Here is a 16,744-nt window from a genome sequence, read left to right as displayed (position 1 = left end):
CATGGGGGATACCCGTTTTTATTGTCTTGGTTCTTATTTGTTCCAGGCAGCCCAGATAAGGACCGGCGCTATCGGTTGTTTTTCACGGTGCTCGGCAGTCCCTTGATCAGCTGTTCATCCGGCGTGACGAACAACGTCTTCTGATTGTCGTAGATCACATATCCCGGCTTCGCCCCGCTTGGCTTGCGGACATGCCGGATCAAGGTGTAGTCGACGGGCACGCTGCTGGACTCCTTGGCCTGGCTGTGGTAGGCCGCCAGCTGCGCCGCTTCCTGCAGCGTCGCCTCCCCGAATTCGCTGCTGCGGATCACGACGTGCGAGCCTGGAATATCCTTCGTGTGAAGCCAAGTATCGTTAGGGGATGCAAGGCGGTTGGTCAGGTACTCGTTCTGCAGATTGTTCTTCCCGACGTACAGCTCGATGCCCTCCGATGATGTGTAGACATGAAGCGTAGGCTTGTCGTTCTTCTTCTTTTTCTTCGTCTTGCGGCTTCGGTCCCGGAGGTACCCTTGCTGGATCAATTCTTCCCGTATTTCGTCAATGTCGTTCAAGGTGGCATGGTCCAGCTGCTGAAGGAGATTGTCGAGATAGCCGATTTCCTCGCGGGTTTTGATCAGCTGCTCGTTAATGACGGCCAGGCTGTTTTTATATTTGTTATATTTTTTAAAATAGCGCTGGGCATTATCCGATGGCGTCAGGAGAGGGTCCAGCGGAATGGTGACGAGCGCCTGCTCTTCATCGTAATAGTTGACGAGCCGGACTTCCCGGTCCCCCTTCTGAATTTGGTGCAGCGAGGCGAACAGAAGCTCGCCGAAGATCCGGTAACGGTCCGCATCGCCGGCTTCCTCCAAATCCTCATGCAGTTTATCGAGCTTCTTGATATTCTTGGTCCGCTCGTTCTGCAGAAAACGCAGAAGATCGCTTACCTTCTGCTTCACGGCGTCGCGCTGGGCTTTATCGCCGTAATAATCCTCCATGCACTCGCTCACCGAGCCATAGGTCTTGGTCTCTTCCGCCAGATGGGTGAGCGGAATGACCGAGAACACCGACTTTCCCTTTGCATTAAGTCCGGATACGGGGCTGTACCGATGATGGCGCACCATATCCATCACCTCGTTGAATGCGCTCCACAGGCTGCCGCAATTTTTCTCGGACTCTCCGCCGGAGGCATCTTCCGCTCCGGCCCGGTGCGTGATCTCTTGGGCGGCGAGCGGGCTCAAACCGCTGAAGGTGCCCACAAGCCATGAAACTGCCGGCTCCTCGCTGAGCAGGCATGCCTCGCGGAAAGCCTCTTGTCCCGTTTCAAGCGGATTCTGCTTGAACTGCTCGGGCGGGCTCGTGTAGGCAAAGCCCGGCATGACAACTCTGTAGCTGCTGATCGCCGGCGTGACATGGTGAATGCCGTCCAGGATCGTGCCCGTGGCCGGATCGAGCAGAATGATGTTGCTGTGCCTGCCCATCAGCTCAACGATGATTTTTTTGGTGGATACATCGCCCAGCTCGTCGCGCTGCCGGACCGTGATCTCGATAATCCGCTCCATGCCGACCTGCGTTATGTCCTCAATGATGCCGCTCTCGCAGTGCTTCCGCATCACCATGCAGAACATGGGCGCTTCCGCCGGATTGACGAACGCTTCGCCGGTAAGATGCACCCGGGGATACGTCGGGTTCGCGGACAGCAGCAGCTTTGCATTGCCTTGCTGCGTGCGGATATGCAGGACGATGTCCCTCTCATTCGGTTGATATATTTTATTGATCCGCGCGCCCCGGCATGATTGAAGCTCATGCACGAGCGCACGTGTAACGATTCCGTCCAGTGCCATGAATACATTCTCCTTCTGTCTCTTACCCTTCCTATCGTACTTCTCTATGATGCCATATTTCCCGTAAAAACTTAATAGCCCCTTCTGTGATAATTCAGGTTTTGTCCGAATACATTTACGTAGCAGGGGTGGAAAAGCTGTCAATCCGCCGGAACTTGCGTAAAACAACCGGGAGGGAAAGGAAGCATGGAACAAAAGCAATGGCACCAGATGGATGTGGATGAATTGCAGCAGGTGCTGCATTTGCGTCCGGAGCAGGGCCTCACGGAAGAGGAAGCCGGGGAAAGACGGAAAACCAGCGGTTATAACGAGCTCTCCGAGGGGGCGAAAATTTCCCCGCTTGTTCTGTTTTTGAACCAATTCAAGGATTTCATGGTGCTCGTGCTCCTTGGGGCGACCCTGATCTCCGGATTGCTTGGGGAGTATCTGGATGCCGTAACCATCGTGGCGATTATACTGATAAACGGGATACTCGGTTTTGTCCAAGAGTTTAAAGCGGAGCGGTCGCTGCGGGCTCTGAAGCAGCTGTCCGCCCCGTCCTCCAAAGTGCTGCGGGACGGTAAAGTGGTGCATCTGGCGGCCAGGGAGCTGGTGCCTGGAGACGTGGTGCTGGTGGAGAGCGGCGACCGCATTCCGGCCGACGTCCGCTGGCTGGAGACGAGCAGCTGCAGCGTTGAGGAGTCGGCATTAACCGGGGAGTCGATGCCGGTGAACAAGCATGCCGAGCCGATCCCCGAGGCGGATGTGCCGCTTGGCGACCGCAAAAATATCGGCTTTATGGGCACGATGGTCACCCGCGGTTCCGCCAAGGGCGTTGTCATCCGGACTGGAATGGATACCGAAATGGGCAAGATCGCCGATCTGATCCAGAGCACCGAATCCCAGGAAACGCCGCTGCAGCATCGTTTGGAGCAGCTAGGGAAAATATTGATCGGCGTTTCGCTCGCGCTCACGGTTCTGGTCGTCGTGGCGGGCATCCTCCACGGGCAGCCGGCGGCAGGCATGTTCCTGGCAGGCGTCAGCCTTGCGGTCGCAGCCATTCCGGAGGGGCTTCCGGCCATCGTAACGATCGCCCTGGCGCTCGGCGTCCAGCGGATGATCAAGCGCAAGGCCATTGTGCGGAAGCTGCCTTCGGTCGAGACGCTTGGCTGCGCCTCCGTCATCTGCTCCGACAAGACGGGCACGCTGACCCAGAATAAAATGACCGTCACCCGGATCTGGCTTGGGGGCCGCATCTTGGAGGTGACCGGACAAGGCTATGATCCGACTGGACAAATCCTCCATAAGGGCAAGCCGGTCGAGCTGCGGTCCGATCAGGCGCTGCGCCGGCTCCTGCAGATCGGGGGACTGTGCAACAACGCCGAAATCGTCGAGACTATACAGCAAGATACGCGTAACAAGCGCAAAGGCAAGGAGGAGCCTGCGGCCCCTTCCGCTTGGGAATTGAAAGGGGACCCGACCGAAGGCGCCCTGCTGACCCTGTCGTCCAAGATGGGTTTGACCAAAGCAAGCTTGGCATCCGTGTACCAGCGGGATAAGGAATTTCCGTTCGATTCGGAACGGAAGCTGATGTCCGTCATCGTCAGCCATCAGGGGGGACGCCTGCTCTGCACGAAGGGCGCGCCGGATGTGCTGCTTGAAGCCTGCACGTATATTTTATGGGACGGAAACGTCGTGCCGCTTACACCGACGCTGCGCCAGAAGGTGCTGGCCGCGAACGAAGGCATGGCTTCCGAAGCGCTCCGGGTGCTCGGCCTTGCATACCGCGATCTCCGGCCTTACGACAAGCCGGAAACGGACAAGGAGGCGGAGGGCCAGCTGATCTTCGTCGGATTGGCAGGGATGATCGATCCGCCTCGACGCGAGGTGCGCGACGCGATTGCAACCTGCCGCCGGGCGGGCATCAAGACCGTGATGATTACCGGCGACCACAGGACCACCGCCGAAGCGATTGCCGGCCAGCTTGGCATCATGCCGAGGAACGGCTTGTCCTTGACCGGGCAGGAGCTGTCTCGGATGGATGACAAGGAGCTGGACGCCAAAGTGGACCAGACCTTCGTCTACGCCCGCGTATCCCCGGAGCATAAGCTCCGAATCGTCAAATCGCTGCAGCGCAAGGGCCATGTGGTAGCGATGACCGGCGACGGGGTCAATGATGCGCCGGCCATCAAGGCGTCGGATATCGGCATCGCGATGGGCATCACCGGCACGGATGTGACCAAGGAAGCCTCATCGCTCGTGCTCAGCGACGACAACTTCTCGACCATCGTGTCGGCCATAGAGGAAGGCCGGAGCATCTATGAGAACATACGCAAGTTCATTCGCTATTTGCTGGCATCGAATGTCGGGGAAATTCTGACGATGTTCTTCGCGATGATGCTTGGCCTGCCGCTTCCGCTCGTGCCGATTCAGATTCTATGGGTAAACCTCGTGACCGACGGGCTTCCAGCGATGGCGCTTGGCGTGGACCAGCCGGAGAAGGACCTGATGGAGCACAAGCCGAGAGGGGCCAAGGAGAACATTTTCGCCCGCCGGCTCGGCTGGAAAATTATCAGCCGCGGCGTTTTGATCGGCCTTTGTACGCTTGGAGCCTTCTGGATTACGCTGTCCGGCTCGCCAGACGATTTGGTGAAAGCCCAATCGGTCGCCTTTGCCACGCTTGTGATGGCGCAGCTGATCCACGTGTTCGACTGCCGCAGCTCACGCTCCATTTTCCACCGTAATCCGCTGCAAAACAAAGCGCTGGTGCTGGCAGTGCTCTCTTCGATCCTTCTGATGCTGGGGGTTATGTACATCGAGGTATTCCAGCCGATCTTCAAGACGGTTCCGCTCGGACTGAAGGAATGGGCGCTGGTGCTTGTCGCCGCCGGAATCCCGACCTTCCTGATGGGAGCCGGCAGCGTATGGGGTGGACGAAGAAACCGCAACCGCAGCCGCCGCAGCATGATGCCGAAGAGTGCAAATATTTCGGCATAAAGTCAATGGGTGAGCCCATCCGATCTAGTATATGCTAAACTCAAGTTTTGCTATTGCAGAGGAGATGGGTTTGACGATGGAATTTACAAAAATGCACGGACTCGGCAACGACTTCGTTGTCGTGTACGGAGAACAGGAATTGCCTTCGAACGCCTCCGAGCTGGCTGTGAAGCTGTGTGACCGCTTCTTCGGCATCGGCGCGGACGGACTCGTATATATATTGCCTTCAGCCAAGGCGGATTTCACGATGCGGATCATGAACTCCGACGGATCCGAAGCGGAGCAATGCGGCAACGCGATCCGCTGCGTTGCGAAGTACGTTTACGATCATGGCCTGATCGACCGCACGGAGATGACGATTGAGACGCTGGGCGCGGGCGTGCAGAAGCTGCGCCTTACCGTCGAGGCAGAAAGGGTCGCCAGCGTGCGGGTCGATATGGGCGAGCCGATCCTGGATGGACTTCGCGTGCCGACAACGGTGGATCAGCATCCGGTGGTGAACCATCCGATCGAGGTTGACGGGCGGGAATTTCGCTTTACGGCCGTGTCGATGGGGAACCCGCACTGCGTAATCTACGTAGACGACGCTGTCAGCTTCGATCTCGGCACCTGGGGGCCGAAGCTGGAGGTTCACCCGCTGTTCCCGCGGAAGACGAACGTCGAATTCGCGACGGTCAACTCCCGGAATCAGATCGATATGCGGGTATGGGAGCGCGGGGCAGGACCAACGCTTGCTTGCGGCACCGGCGCCTGCGCCACGCTTGTAGCCTCCGTCCTGAACGGTGCGGCTGACCGCAGCGCGACCATTTCCCTTAAAGGGGGAGACTTGTTCATCGAATGGGATGAGCGTGACAATCACGTATATATGACCGGGCCTGCCGAAGTTGTGTATACAGGAACCGTTGTCCTGTAATATGATTCCTGAAAGGCTGCTGAAGCGTTGATATCGGAATCGTTAGATCGAACTGGATATACCGGTATTTGCGGCATTATCTGTCCATTGCCTGGAATTACAAGAAGGAGACCTGAAGGAGACCTGAACGGGTCTCCTCTTTGTCTCTTTATCTTTAGGAAGGTTTTGTGATACATTAGTGAAAATATTAGTCAGGTGGAGGGAAGGCACAGTGAAACCGGATCTAAGGCAGGCGTGGGAGAATCAGGTACTGATCGGGGACGGCGCCATAGGTACCTATCTATATCAACTAGGGTTCCCCGTAGGGATATCATATGAGGAGCTGAACCTGACCTCTCCGGAGGTTATCGGAAACGTTCACCGGCAGTATGTTGACGCCGGCGCGCAGTTGATCGAAACGAATACATTTTCGGCCAACTACGACAAGCTGTCCAAATACGGCCTGGAGTCCAAGGTCGGGGAGATCAACCGGGCAGGCGTGCGCATTGCCCGCGAGGCCGCAGGCCGCGACGGCTATGTCGTCGGCGCTGTTGGCTCCATTCGGGCCGGCCGCAGAAGCAACATATCGACTGGCGAGCTGAAGCGGTACTTTGAGGAGCAGCTCAGCGTTCTATTATCCGAGGGCGTCGACGGCATCCTGCTGGAAACCTTCTATGATGTCGAAGAAATCCAGCTGGCGCTGCAGCAGGTCCGCAAGCTGACCGACCTGCCCGTCATTTGCCAGTTCGCGGTCGAGAATATCGCCCGGACGCTCGACGGCTTCTCGATGCAGGACGCTTACCGGATTCTCAGCCAGGAAGGAGCCGACGTGATCGGTTTCAACTGCCGGACGGGACCGAACGGGATCATGCGCGCATTGGAAACGCTAAGCGGGGTTATGAATCTGCCGGCATCGGTCTATCCTAATGCTGGGATCGCCGATTACGTGGACGGGGAATTCCGTTACGGCGCCAGCCCTGAGTATTTCGGTCAAATGGCGGTGCCGTTCGCGGACCTCGGCGCCCGGATTATCGGCGGATGCTGCGGAACGACGCCGGCTCATATCGCGGAGATCGCTTCGACGTTATCCGGTTACGTGCCATCGCCTCTGCCGGAGGTTGAACCGGCCGAAATCAACCGGATCGTGATTCAGGAGCCTGCGGAAGGCAATCAGCCGGAGCGCTCTTCCGAGCCTTCCCTCGTCGATCTTGTGAAGGAACGTCACACCGTCATTGTGGAGCTGGATCCGCCGCGCGACCTCGACATCACGAAGTTTATGAAGGGGGCCGAGGCGCTGAAGAACGCGGGAGCGGATGCGCTGACGCTAGCCGACAACTCCCTCGCGGTCACCCGGATGAGCAACATGGCGCTGGGGCATCTTGTACAAGCCAGAATCGGCCTTCGGCCGTTGATTCATATCGCCTGCCGCGACCGGAACCTGATCGGGACCCAATCCCATATGATGGGCTTTGACGCGCTTGGCATCGACCATGTGCTTGCAGTTACGGGCGACCCGGCCCGTTTCGGCGACCTTCCGGGCTCGAGCTCGGTTTACGATATGACCTCGTTCGAGATCATTCGGATGATCAAGCAGCTGAACGAAGGCATCGCCTTCTCCGGCAAGCCCTTGAAGCAAAAAGCCAAGTTCGTTGTCGGGGCTGCGTTTAATCCGAATGTGCGCCATTTGGATAAGGCGGTTGCGCGCCTGGAGAAGAAGATTGCGTCCGGCGCGGACTATGTAATGACGCAGCCGGTATATGATCCGGAGCTGATCGTTCGGCTAAGAGAAGCAACCGCTCATCTGGATATCCCGATTTTTATCGGCATTATGCCGCTGGCCAGCGGACGGAACGCAGAGTATCTGCACAATGAGGTGCCGGGCATTCAGTTGTCCGATGAAGTACGCAGCCGCATGGCAGGGCTGGAAGGGGAAGCCGGACGAGCGATGGGCGTCCAAATCGGCAAGGAGCTGCTGGATGTCGCAACCAAGCATTTCAACGGCATTTACCTGATGACGCCGTTTATGTTCTACGAAATGAGCGTGCAATTAATGGAGTACGTCTGGGAGATATCGGGCCGCCGACTGTCCCCCTTGTTTCATTAATAATTATCAATTACAATAGTGTAATGGATGTGATTCCGATGTCATTGAGTATGACCGGATATGGACAGTCCGCCGTCGATTTTCAAGGGTATCATGTGTCAATAGAAGTGAAGTCGGTCAATCACAGGTATTGTGAAGTCGTGTTCAGAATGCCTCGTGAATGGTCCCGCTTTGAGGATTCGCTTCGGAGGGCCGTGCAGACCCGGATCGGCCGCGGACGGGTTGATGTTTACATTAACAAGGAAAATAACGGCGAGTCCCCGGATGCGGTGCTGAATCATGCCATGGTCAAAGCATACTTGCAGGCTGCAGAGGAATTGAAACCTTACGGTATTCAAGGAGAATTGACGGTACGCGACATGCTGTCCCTGCCGGATGTCCTCGTCAGTCCCGGGGGGCTTCCAATGGATGAAGCGCAGCAGCAGGAGTGGCATGATGCGCTTCTTCAAGGTCTCAACAAGGCGCTTGACGGCTTGGTGCAGATGCGGAGCAAGGAAGGGGCATTCCTGGTGAAGGACATCGAGGAGCGGCTTGGCCGTCTTGAATCGCTTCACAGCGAAATGGCCGAGCTGGCGCCCGAAGTGCCGGAGGAATACCGGAAGCGTCTGAGACAGCGCATTGAGTCGCTCGATGACGGGTCGCTTGCCGTTGATGAACATATATTCGGTATGGAAGTGGCTTTGTTTGCCGAACGCTGCAACGTCGAGGAGGAGCTGATCCGTCTTCGCAGCCATTTGGAGCAATGCAGGGAATTGCTTAATCAGAAAGGCCCTGTTGGCCGCAAACTTGATTTTCTGATTCAGGAAATGAACCGAGAAGTCAATACGATTGGATCGAAGGCCAATCATCTGACTCTGGTAAACCGTGTTGTCGAAATGAAAGCGGAACTGGAGAAGATTCGTGAACAAGCCGCCAACGTGGAATGAACTCGGCTTAATCGGCAAATAGAGTCAAATGTATAGGGGGAGCAGTCGCACTATGGCAATCAAACTTATTAATATTGGCTTCGGAAACATCGTATCGGCCAATCGGATCATTTCGATCGTGAGCCCTGAATCGGCGCCGATCAAGAGAATTATCCAAGAAGCACGGGACCGTCATATGCTGATTGACGCTACATACGGCCGAAGAACGCGGGCTGTTATTATTACCGACAGCGACCACGTGATTTTATCGGCCGTGCAGCCAGAAACCGTGGCGCACCGTCTATCCAGCAAAGATGACGACAACGACGAATAAGATGAGGAGTACTATGTCTAGAGGATTATTGATTGTATTATCCGGTCCATCCGGGGTAGGGAAGGGAACCGTCTGCACCGCTCTTCGGAGCCGTGTTCCGGAATTGGTCTATTCCGTGTCGGCCACGACACGTTCGCCTCGCCTCGGCGAGGTAAACGGCGTAAACTATTTTTTCAAAACCCGCGAGCAGTTCATGGAGATGATTGAGAACGATCAGCTTCTGGAGTATGCGGAATATGTCGGGAACTACTATGGTACTCCGCGGGATTTCGTGGAGGAGACGCTCGCCCAGGGCAAAGACATCATCCTGGAGATTGAGGTCCAGGGCGCTCTGAAGGTGAAGGAGAAATTTCCGGACGGAATCTTTGTGTTCCTGATGCCGCCGTCGCTTGAGGAGCTGAAGGACCGAATTCAGGGCCGAGGCACGGAAAACCAGGCAACCATCGAGCATCGCATGTCCGTTGCCGTCGATGAGATCAATTTGCTTCAGCATTATGACTATGCGGTCGTAAATGACGAGATTAATCTCGCATGCGAGAGAATAGAAGCTATTATTATAGCCGAGCATTGTAAAGTGAGAAAATAAATCTTGCCAGCCCATATCGGCTGCGAGATTTCTAGTATAGAAAGAAGAGGTGTTAGAGCTATGTTATACCCATCCATTGATGAAATGATGAACAAAGTCGACAGCAAGTACTCGCTCGTTGTTGCGGCTTCCCGCCGTGCACGTCAGCTCCGCGAGGGTCAACCGAGCGAACTCCAAAATCCGAAATCACATAAATTCGTAGGCGTTGCGCTTGAGGAAATCTACGGCGATTATGTGAAGATTGAACGGGAAGAAGCTTAAACGGCTTCTCCTACATCTGAATAGGAATGCGTTCGCGCAAAAAAATGTGACAACCGAAAGGTTGTTATTTTTTTGCGGGAGCGATGATAGGGTACCTTCAGACCAATCGAAAGCGGGGGAATTGTCATGTTGAACGGGAAAGTCATCGTCCTTGGCGTAACCGGCGGCATTGCCGCTTATAAAGCGGCCACGCTGTGCAGCCGGCTTGTTCAAAGGGGAGCGGACGTGCATGTCATAATGACGGAGTCCGCGAAGCAGTTCATTACGGAATTGACGCTCCAATCCCTGACCAAAAACCCGGTATATTCCGATACCTTCGACGAGAGGGATCCTTCGGTCGTTTCGCATATCCATCTCGCCGATATGGCGGACCTCTTCCTCGTTGCGCCGGCGACGGCCAACGTGATCGGCAAGATGGCCCACGGCCTGGCGGACGATATGCTGACAACGACGCTGCTCGCCACGACGGCGCCTGTCATGATCTCGCCGGCGATGAACGTCCATATGTATACGCATCCGGCGGTTATGGCAAATTTGGAGACGCTGGCTTCCCGCGGCGTTGGCATGATCGAGCCGGGCGAAGGGCTTCTGGCTTGCGGCTATGTCGGCAAGGGAAGGATGGAGGAGCCGGATACGATCGTGGAGGTCGTGGAGCGTTTTTTCCAAGAACAGGACAAGCAGGGCGGCCCATCCTTAAGGGTTGACGGAATGCCCGGGTCTTCAGCCGACCATGCAGCGAACGGATCGCATGGCTTGCTGAGCGGCAAGAAAGTCGTCGTTACGGCGGGCGGCACGATCGAGCGGATTGATCCGGTCCGATATATTACGAATGATTCTTCCGGCAAAATGGGATTTGCGATTGCCAAAGCCGCGAAAGAGCTTGGAGCCGAGGTCCATTTGATCGCTGCTCATACCGACGAGGCGCCGCCCGAAGGGATCGAGACGGAAAGGGTGGAATCCGCGGAGGATATGTACCAGGCGGTGCTGCGCGCGTTTCCTGACAGCGATATCGTGGTAAAGGCGGCGGCCGTTGCCGATTACCGTCCACGGGAGGCGGCTTCGTCCAAAATCAAGAAGCGCGGCGATACGATGACGCTGGAGCTGGTGAAGACAACGGATATTTTGGAGAATTTGGGACGCCGAAAGACGACCCAATTCCTGATCGGCTTTGCAGCCGAAACCGACTCCGTAGAGCAGTATGCCAGAGAGAAGCTGAAGCGGAAAAATTGCGATTTGCTCGTAGCCAATGACGTCACGGCAGCGGGCGCGGGATTCGGCACGGACACCAACCTCGTCCAGATTTATGACGCAGAGGGGCTCGTCGAGCGGCTTCCGCTCATGTCCAAGGAGGAAGTGGGCCGGCGGCTGCTGACGCTGGCGGCCGAGCGGCTGTCCGGGAGGTTTTCTTAATGGAAATGGCACGGGTTATTGTGGACGTGCCGTCCAAGGATACGGACCGTCCATTCGACTATTTGATTCCGGAGCGGCTCCGTCCATGGATCGAGGTCGGCAGCAGGGTCGGCGTCCCATTCGGCCACCGGACGCTGCAGGGCTTCGTCGTATCCCTTCATCCGCGTCCGGAAATGGAGACGTCGAAGATGAAGCCGATCCAGGAAATATTGGACGTTATGCCGCCCCTGTCGCCAGAGCTGATCGAGCTTGGCGAATGGATGAAGGAGCGCTACGCCTGCCGGCTGATTACGGCGCTGCAATCCATGCTCCCGACGGCACTGAAGGGGAAAGCGGAAAGGTATATCTCGCTTGGGGACGGCAGCGGGCTGGAAGCCGAGCAGCCGGACAGCCTGTTTGCGCTGCTGCCGGAGAGTGAGCTGGAGCAGCAGCTGATCGCTTTTGTATCCCAGCGGGGCGAAGTGTCCCTGCAGCAGCTCACCCGCGCGTTCCCGGATGCCGCCCAAGCCATCAAGGGGCTGATTGAACGCGGAAGGCTGAGCGAGCATCAGCAGATTAAAGATAAATTGCAGAAGAAAACATTGAAGGCGGTTGGTCTTGCCGTTACGGCAGAGGAGGCGGAAGGGATCCTGGCTTCGTTTCCGGCAAAGGCTCGGAGGCAGAAGGAGATTCTGCAGCATTTGCTTGAAATGGAGCCCTTCCTGCCGCTCCCGCTGAAAGACCTGCTGCAGACGCTTGGCGTTACGGCGGGGACGGTCAAGTCGCTTGCCGATAAGGGCTGGGTCACGCTGGAGGATGTGGAGGTGTTCCGCGACCCTTACCGGGGACGGAATTTCAAGCCGAGCGAGCCGCTGGCGCTGACGTCCGAGCAGCAGCATGTTTACGACAGAATTGTTCGTACGCTGGATGAGCGTGCGCACGGCGTGTTCCTGCTGCACGGGGTAACCGGCAGCGGCAAGACGGAAATCTACCTTCAGACGATTGCCAGATGCCTCGATCAGGGGCGCCAGGCGATCGTCCTGGTGCCTGAAATTTCGTTGACGCCGCAGATGGTCGAGCGCTTCAAGGGGCGCTTCGGAGACCGTGTAGCCGTCATGCATAGCCGCCTCTCGGACGGGGAGCGCTACGACGAGTGGCGCAAAATCCGGGAAGGCCGGGCTTCGGTCGTGGTCGGGGCAAGATCCGCGGTGTTTGCTCCGTTCGATAATCTCGGACTCATCATCATGGACGAGGAGCACGAAACTTCCTATAAACAGGAGGAAACGCCGAAATACCATGCGAGAGACGTGGCGATCCACAGGGCCCGTCGCACCGGCGCCGCCGTCATTCTGGGCTCGGCGACGCCTTCGCTGGAGAGCTATCATGCGGCGAGATCGCAGGCGCAGGATGAATTTGCCCCGGTTCTGCTGGAAATGCGGGCCCGGGCGCTCGGGAACAAGCTGCCGGCGGTCCGCGTGATCGACATGCGCGAAGAGCTTCGCGAAGGCAATCGCTCCATGTTCAGCCGGCCGCTGCACGAGGCGATTGCCGGTCGACTTGAACGGGGAGAGCAGACGGTGCTGCTCCTGAACCGGCGGGGATACTCCACCTTCGTGATGTGCCGGAGCTGCGGATATGTGGCGGGCTGTCCGGAGTGCGACATCTCGCTGACGTATCACCAGAAATCGAACAATCTGCGGTGTCATTACTGCGGATATGCCGCCAAGACGCCGGAAGTGTGCCCGGATTGCGGCAGCGAGCATATCCGCTACTTCGGAACGGGCACGCAGCGCGTGGAGGAAGAGCTGGCTAAGCTCTTTCCCGGCATTCGCGTTATCCGCATGGACGTGGACACAACGACCGAGAAAGGCTCGCACGAGAAGCTGCTGAAGCAGTTTAGGGAGAAGAAAGCCGACGTGCTGCTTGGCACCCAAATGGTAGCAAAGGGGCTCGATTTTCCCGATGTGACGCTGGTTGGCGTCATAACCGCCGATTCCGCGCTGAATCTGCCCGATTTCCGGGCGGCGGAGAAAACGTTCCAGCTGCTTACGCAGGTTGCCGGACGCGCGGGTCGGCATCAGCTGCCGGGCGAGGTGGTCATACAGTCCTACACACCGGAGCATTATTCGATCGTTCATGCAAGCGGTCATGATTATTTATCCTTCGTCAAGGACGAGCTGAAGCACCGCAAAGCGCTTCATTATCCGCCTTACTGCAGGCTTATTCTGGTGACGCTGTCCCATGAGCAGCTGCCGCTGCTCGTGCGCATGGCTGAAAATTTTGCCGCGGGGATCAAGGCCGAAGCCGACCGGCGCGGGTGGTTCGGGAGCCTGGACCGCTTCGACGCAAGCGCGCTCGACATTCTCGGACCGGTGGCTTCGCCGATCCCAAGGCTTAAAAATAGATACCGATTTCAATGTATGATAAAATGGCGGGGAACGATGGACGCCGTCTCGCTGACGCGGTCCGTGGCCGAGCAGCTTCAGGACTCGGCTCGGGACAGTACGCTTCAGATCAGCATTGATGTCGATCCGCAAATGTTAATGTAAACCCGCATATACTGATGAAAAGCACAAGGATGGTGTCGTTGAGATGGCAATTCGCTTGATCGTAAAGGAACCGGATGAGGTTCTTCATAAAAAAGCAAAGGAAGTTACGAAAATTACGCCGAACGTTCAGAAGCTGCTGGACGACATGGCCGATACGATGTATGACGCGGACGGCGTCGGCTTGGCAGCTCCCCAGGTCGGCATTCTGAAACGGCTGATCGTTGTGGACGCAGGCGATGAGCACGGATTGATCAAGATGATCAACCCGGAAATCATCGAGAGCGAAGGCGAACAGTTCGGTCCTGAAGGCTGCCTCAGCATTCCGGGCTGGAACGGGGATGTGCGCCGCGCGGAGAAGGTTACCGTCAAAGGACTGGACCGGGAAGGCAATGAGCTCGTCGTGACCGGAACCGGGCTTTTGGCTCGCGCGTTCCAGCATGAGATTGATCATCTGAACGGGGTGTTGTTTACCGATATCGCCGAACGGGTGTATGAATATACGCCGGAGCAGCCGAGAAAAGAGCTGGAAAACCGATGAATATCGTATTTATGGGAACCCCTGCATTTGCCGTACCGAGCCTTGAGATGCTGATCGAGGAAGGGTATAACGTCGCAGCCGTCGTTACCCAGCCGGATCGTCCCCAAGGCCGCAAAAAGGTGCTGACGCCGACGCCGGTCAAGGAAGCCGCGCTTCGCCACGGCATCCCGGTGCTGCAGCCGCAGCGCTTGCGGAACCCTGAGGCTGTAGCGGAGCTGGCGGAGTATAAGCCGGATCTGATCGTTACGGCGGCGTACGGCCAAATTTTGCCGAAATCGGTGCTCGATTTGCCGCCGCTCGGCTGCCTTAACGTGCACGGCTCGCTGCTCCCGGCTTACCGAGGAGGCGCGCCGATTCAGCGCAGCATAATCAACGGCGAGAAGGTTACGGGCATCACGCTGATGTACATGGCTGAAGGGCTGGATACCGGCGATATGATCGCCAAAGTCGAGGTTCCGATCGAGGATGAAGATACGGCCGGGACGATGTTCGACAAGCTGAGCATGGCCGGCGCGAGACTGCTGAAGGAGCAGCTGCCGACTTTGGTTCAAGGCAAGGTTGCGGCCGAGCCGCAGGACGAGTCCAAGGCGACCTATGCACCGAACCTGACCCGGGAGGACGAAAAGATCGATTGGTCGAAAACCTCCCGTCAAATTTATGATCAAATCCGCGGCCTGGTTCCGTATTCGGGCGGCTTCACGCTGTGGAACGGGGACGTGTTCAAGGTGTGGGCCTGCGCCAAGCCGGATAAAGGCGACCAAGGCAAGGGCGATGGAGAGCCTGGAACCGTACTGGAAGTTAGTGAGAACGGAATTGTGGTCAAGACCGGCGACGGCGTGTTGACCCTATTGACGGTGCAGCCAAGCGGCAAGAAGGCGATGGACGCAGCCCAATTCGCGCGGGGGACGAGCCTTGCGCCGGGGACGGTGCTGACGTGAGCGGCAGCCCGAAGGGACGTCCGGCGTCGCCGCGGGAGCTGGCGATGCATGTGCTGACACAGGTTGAGCAGGAGGGAGCGTACAGCAACCTTCTGCTCAACACCGCTTTGCAGAAAGCAGCCCTGTCCAAGAGCGATGCGGGTCTGGCCACAGAGCTGATCTACGGGACGATTTCCCGGCTGAACACGCTGGATTATTTTTTGGACAAGTATGTGAATAAAGGCACCCGCAAGCTCCAGCCTTGGGTGAGGGCCTTGCTGCGGCTGAGCCTGTACCAGATTATCTACCTGGACCGAATCCCGGATCATGCGGTGGTGAGCGAAGCGGTCAATCTGGCGAAGCGCCGGGGGCACCAGGGAATCTCCGGGATGGTCAACGGCGTGCTCAGAAATATACTGCGCCAGAAGGAAAGCTTGGCGATCCCTGCCGATCTGCCGGCCGCGAAGCGGATCTCGCTTCAGCATTCGCACCCGGAGTGGCTGGTCGAGCGCTGGATTTCCCAATATGGCCGGGAGACGGCGGAGGCGATCTGCGCGGCCAACAATGAACCGCCGGCGGTCAGCGTCAGAGTAAATACGACGATGATCAGCCGGGAGGAGATGCTGAAGGAGATGGAGGGCCACGGCTTGCAGGCCGCCCCATCCTCCCTTAGCCCGTACGGCATCGTCGTGAAGGGCGCCGGCAATATGGCCCTGACCGACTGGTATCGTGAAGGCATGATCTCCATCCAGGATGAAAGCTCGATGCTGGTCGCCGAAGCGGTCGGTCCGGAGCCCGGCATGCGGGTGCTGGACTGCTGTGCCGCCCCTGGCGGAAAAAGCGCCCACATGGGGGAATTGATGAAGGACGAGGGCTCCATTGTAGCGAACGACATCCATTCTCACAAAGGCAAGCTGATCGCAGATCAGGCGGTCCGGCTGGGGCTGGACTGCATCCGAACGGTAACGGGCGATGCGATTGAGCTCCCCGCCCGGTTCGAGCCGGCTTCCTTTGACCGGATTCTGCTGGATGCCCCGTGCTCGGGGCTGGGCGTGATCCGCCGGAAGCCCGACCTGAAATGGGGGAAGACGGAGGAGGATATCCGCGAGATCGCGGCGCTGCAGTCAAGGCTGCTGGATTCCGTCTCGGCATTGCTTCGCCCCGGCGGGGTGCTGGTCTACAGCACCTGCACGATCGAGCCGCAGGAGAATGAAGGCGTGGTGACGTCCTTCGTGAACCGTCATCCCGAATTCGAGCTCGATGAAACGGGCAGCCTGTCCCGGCTCAAGGACAACGCGCTTGTCCGCGGCGGCGGCATTCAGATTCTGCCGCAGCACTATCATAGCGACGGCTTCTACATCGCAAGACTGCGAAGACGCTAAAACGAACCCGCGCGCCAGCCCGGCAAGAGGCCCTGCAGCCGTATCCCGCCCGCCGTGCTCTCCGGCGGGTTTTCTCTTTTACCGTCTC

The 16,744-nt window shown here is 57.5% G+C and carries 13 protein-coding genes; 12 read left to right on the top strand and 1 reads right to left on the bottom strand.

Going from position 1 to position 16,744, the window contains the following annotated elements; all coding sequences use genetic code 11:
* Positions 1-68: 68 nt before the first annotated feature.
* Positions 69-1,823, bottom strand: coding sequence for an Rqc2 family fibronectin-binding protein (locus tag MKX76_RS13140; RefSeq protein ID WP_341033921.1), 1,755 nt, complete (start codon positions 1,821-1,823; stop codon positions 69-71).
* Positions 1,824-2,009: 186 nt separating this feature from the next.
* Between MKX76_RS13140 and MKX76_RS13135 the strand changes: the two genes are divergently transcribed.
* The 12 genes from MKX76_RS13135 (at position 2,010) to rsmB (ending at position 16,656) form a co-directional block, all read left to right on the top strand.
* Positions 2,010-4,799, top strand: a complete 2,790-nt coding sequence (locus MKX76_RS13135; protein ID WP_007129643.1) for a calcium-translocating P-type ATPase, SERCA-type — start codon at positions 2,010-2,012, stop codon at positions 4,797-4,799.
* Positions 4,800-4,875: 76 nt separating this feature from the next.
* The gene (gene dapF / locus MKX76_RS13130; RefSeq protein ID WP_007129644.1) at positions 4,876-5,712 is read left to right on the top strand and encodes a diaminopimelate epimerase; all 837 of its coding nucleotides are present in this window, start codon (positions 4,876-4,878) and stop codon (positions 5,710-5,712) included.
* 211 nt (positions 5,713-5,923) lie between these two features.
* Positions 5,924-7,795 carry a bifunctional homocysteine S-methyltransferase/methylenetetrahydrofolate reductase gene (locus tag MKX76_RS13125; RefSeq protein WP_341033920.1) on the top strand — a complete coding sequence of 624 codons (1,872 nt, stop codon included), beginning with the start codon at positions 5,924-5,926 and terminating at the stop codon, positions 7,793-7,795.
* A gap of 38 nt (positions 7,796-7,833) precedes the next feature.
* Positions 7,834-8,721, top strand: a complete 888-nt coding sequence (locus MKX76_RS13120; RefSeq protein WP_028405229.1) for a YicC/YloC family endoribonuclease — start codon at positions 7,834-7,836, stop codon at positions 8,719-8,721.
* Between the two features lie 52 nt (positions 8,722-8,773).
* On the top strand, positions 8,774-9,034 hold the full coding sequence (gene remA / locus MKX76_RS13115) for an extracellular matrix/biofilm regulator RemA (RefSeq protein ID WP_006209218.1): 261 nt from the start codon (positions 8,774-8,776) through the stop codon (positions 9,032-9,034).
* A gap of 13 nt (positions 9,035-9,047) precedes the next feature.
* Positions 9,048-9,620 carry a guanylate kinase gene (gmk, locus tag MKX76_RS13110; RefSeq protein WP_007129647.1) on the top strand — a complete coding sequence of 191 codons (573 nt, stop codon included), beginning with the start codon at positions 9,048-9,050 and terminating at the stop codon, positions 9,618-9,620.
* A gap of 60 nt (positions 9,621-9,680) precedes the next feature.
* The gene (gene rpoZ, locus MKX76_RS13105; RefSeq protein WP_007129648.1) at positions 9,681-9,881 is read left to right on the top strand and encodes a DNA-directed RNA polymerase subunit omega; all 201 of its coding nucleotides are present in this window, start codon (positions 9,681-9,683) and stop codon (positions 9,879-9,881) included.
* A gap of 126 nt (positions 9,882-10,007) precedes the next feature.
* Positions 10,008-11,291 (top strand): bifunctional phosphopantothenoylcysteine decarboxylase/phosphopantothenate--cysteine ligase CoaBC, encoded by a 1,284-nt coding sequence (gene coaBC / locus MKX76_RS13100; RefSeq protein WP_007129649.1) that lies wholly within the window; start codon positions 10,008-10,010, stop codon positions 11,289-11,291.
* A complete protein-coding gene (gene priA / locus MKX76_RS13095) occupies positions 11,291-13,819 on the top strand; it encodes a primosomal protein N' (RefSeq protein ID WP_341033919.1) in 2,529 nt (842 codons plus the stop codon). Before coaBC ends, priA begins: the two co-directional genes overlap by 1 nt.
* Positions 13,820-13,862: 43 nt before the next feature.
* Positions 13,863-14,357 (top strand): peptide deformylase, encoded by a 495-nt coding sequence (gene def / locus MKX76_RS13090; RefSeq protein ID WP_213617033.1) that lies wholly within the window; start codon positions 13,863-13,865, stop codon positions 14,355-14,357.
* Positions 14,354-15,295: a methionyl-tRNA formyltransferase gene (fmt, locus tag MKX76_RS13085; protein ID WP_213617035.1), complete on the top strand. Its 942-nt coding sequence runs from the start codon at positions 14,354-14,356 to the stop codon at positions 15,293-15,295. Before def ends, fmt begins: the two co-directional genes overlap by 4 nt.
* A complete protein-coding gene (rsmB, locus tag MKX76_RS13080) occupies positions 15,292-16,656 on the top strand; it encodes a 16S rRNA (cytosine(967)-C(5))-methyltransferase RsmB (RefSeq protein WP_341033917.1) in 1,365 nt (454 codons plus the stop codon). Before fmt ends, rsmB begins: the two co-directional genes overlap by 4 nt.
* Positions 16,657-16,744: the final 88 nt, after the last annotated feature.

Origin of the sequence: Paenibacillus sp. FSL R5-0810, from assembly GCF_038002285.1 — a bacterium.
Classification (GTDB): domain Bacteria; phylum Bacillota; class Bacilli; order Paenibacillales; family Paenibacillaceae; genus Paenibacillus_AQ; species Paenibacillus_AQ lactis.
The sequence above is the reverse complement of the archived record's forward strand: the minus strand, read 5'-3'. Positions and strand labels throughout refer to the sequence as shown.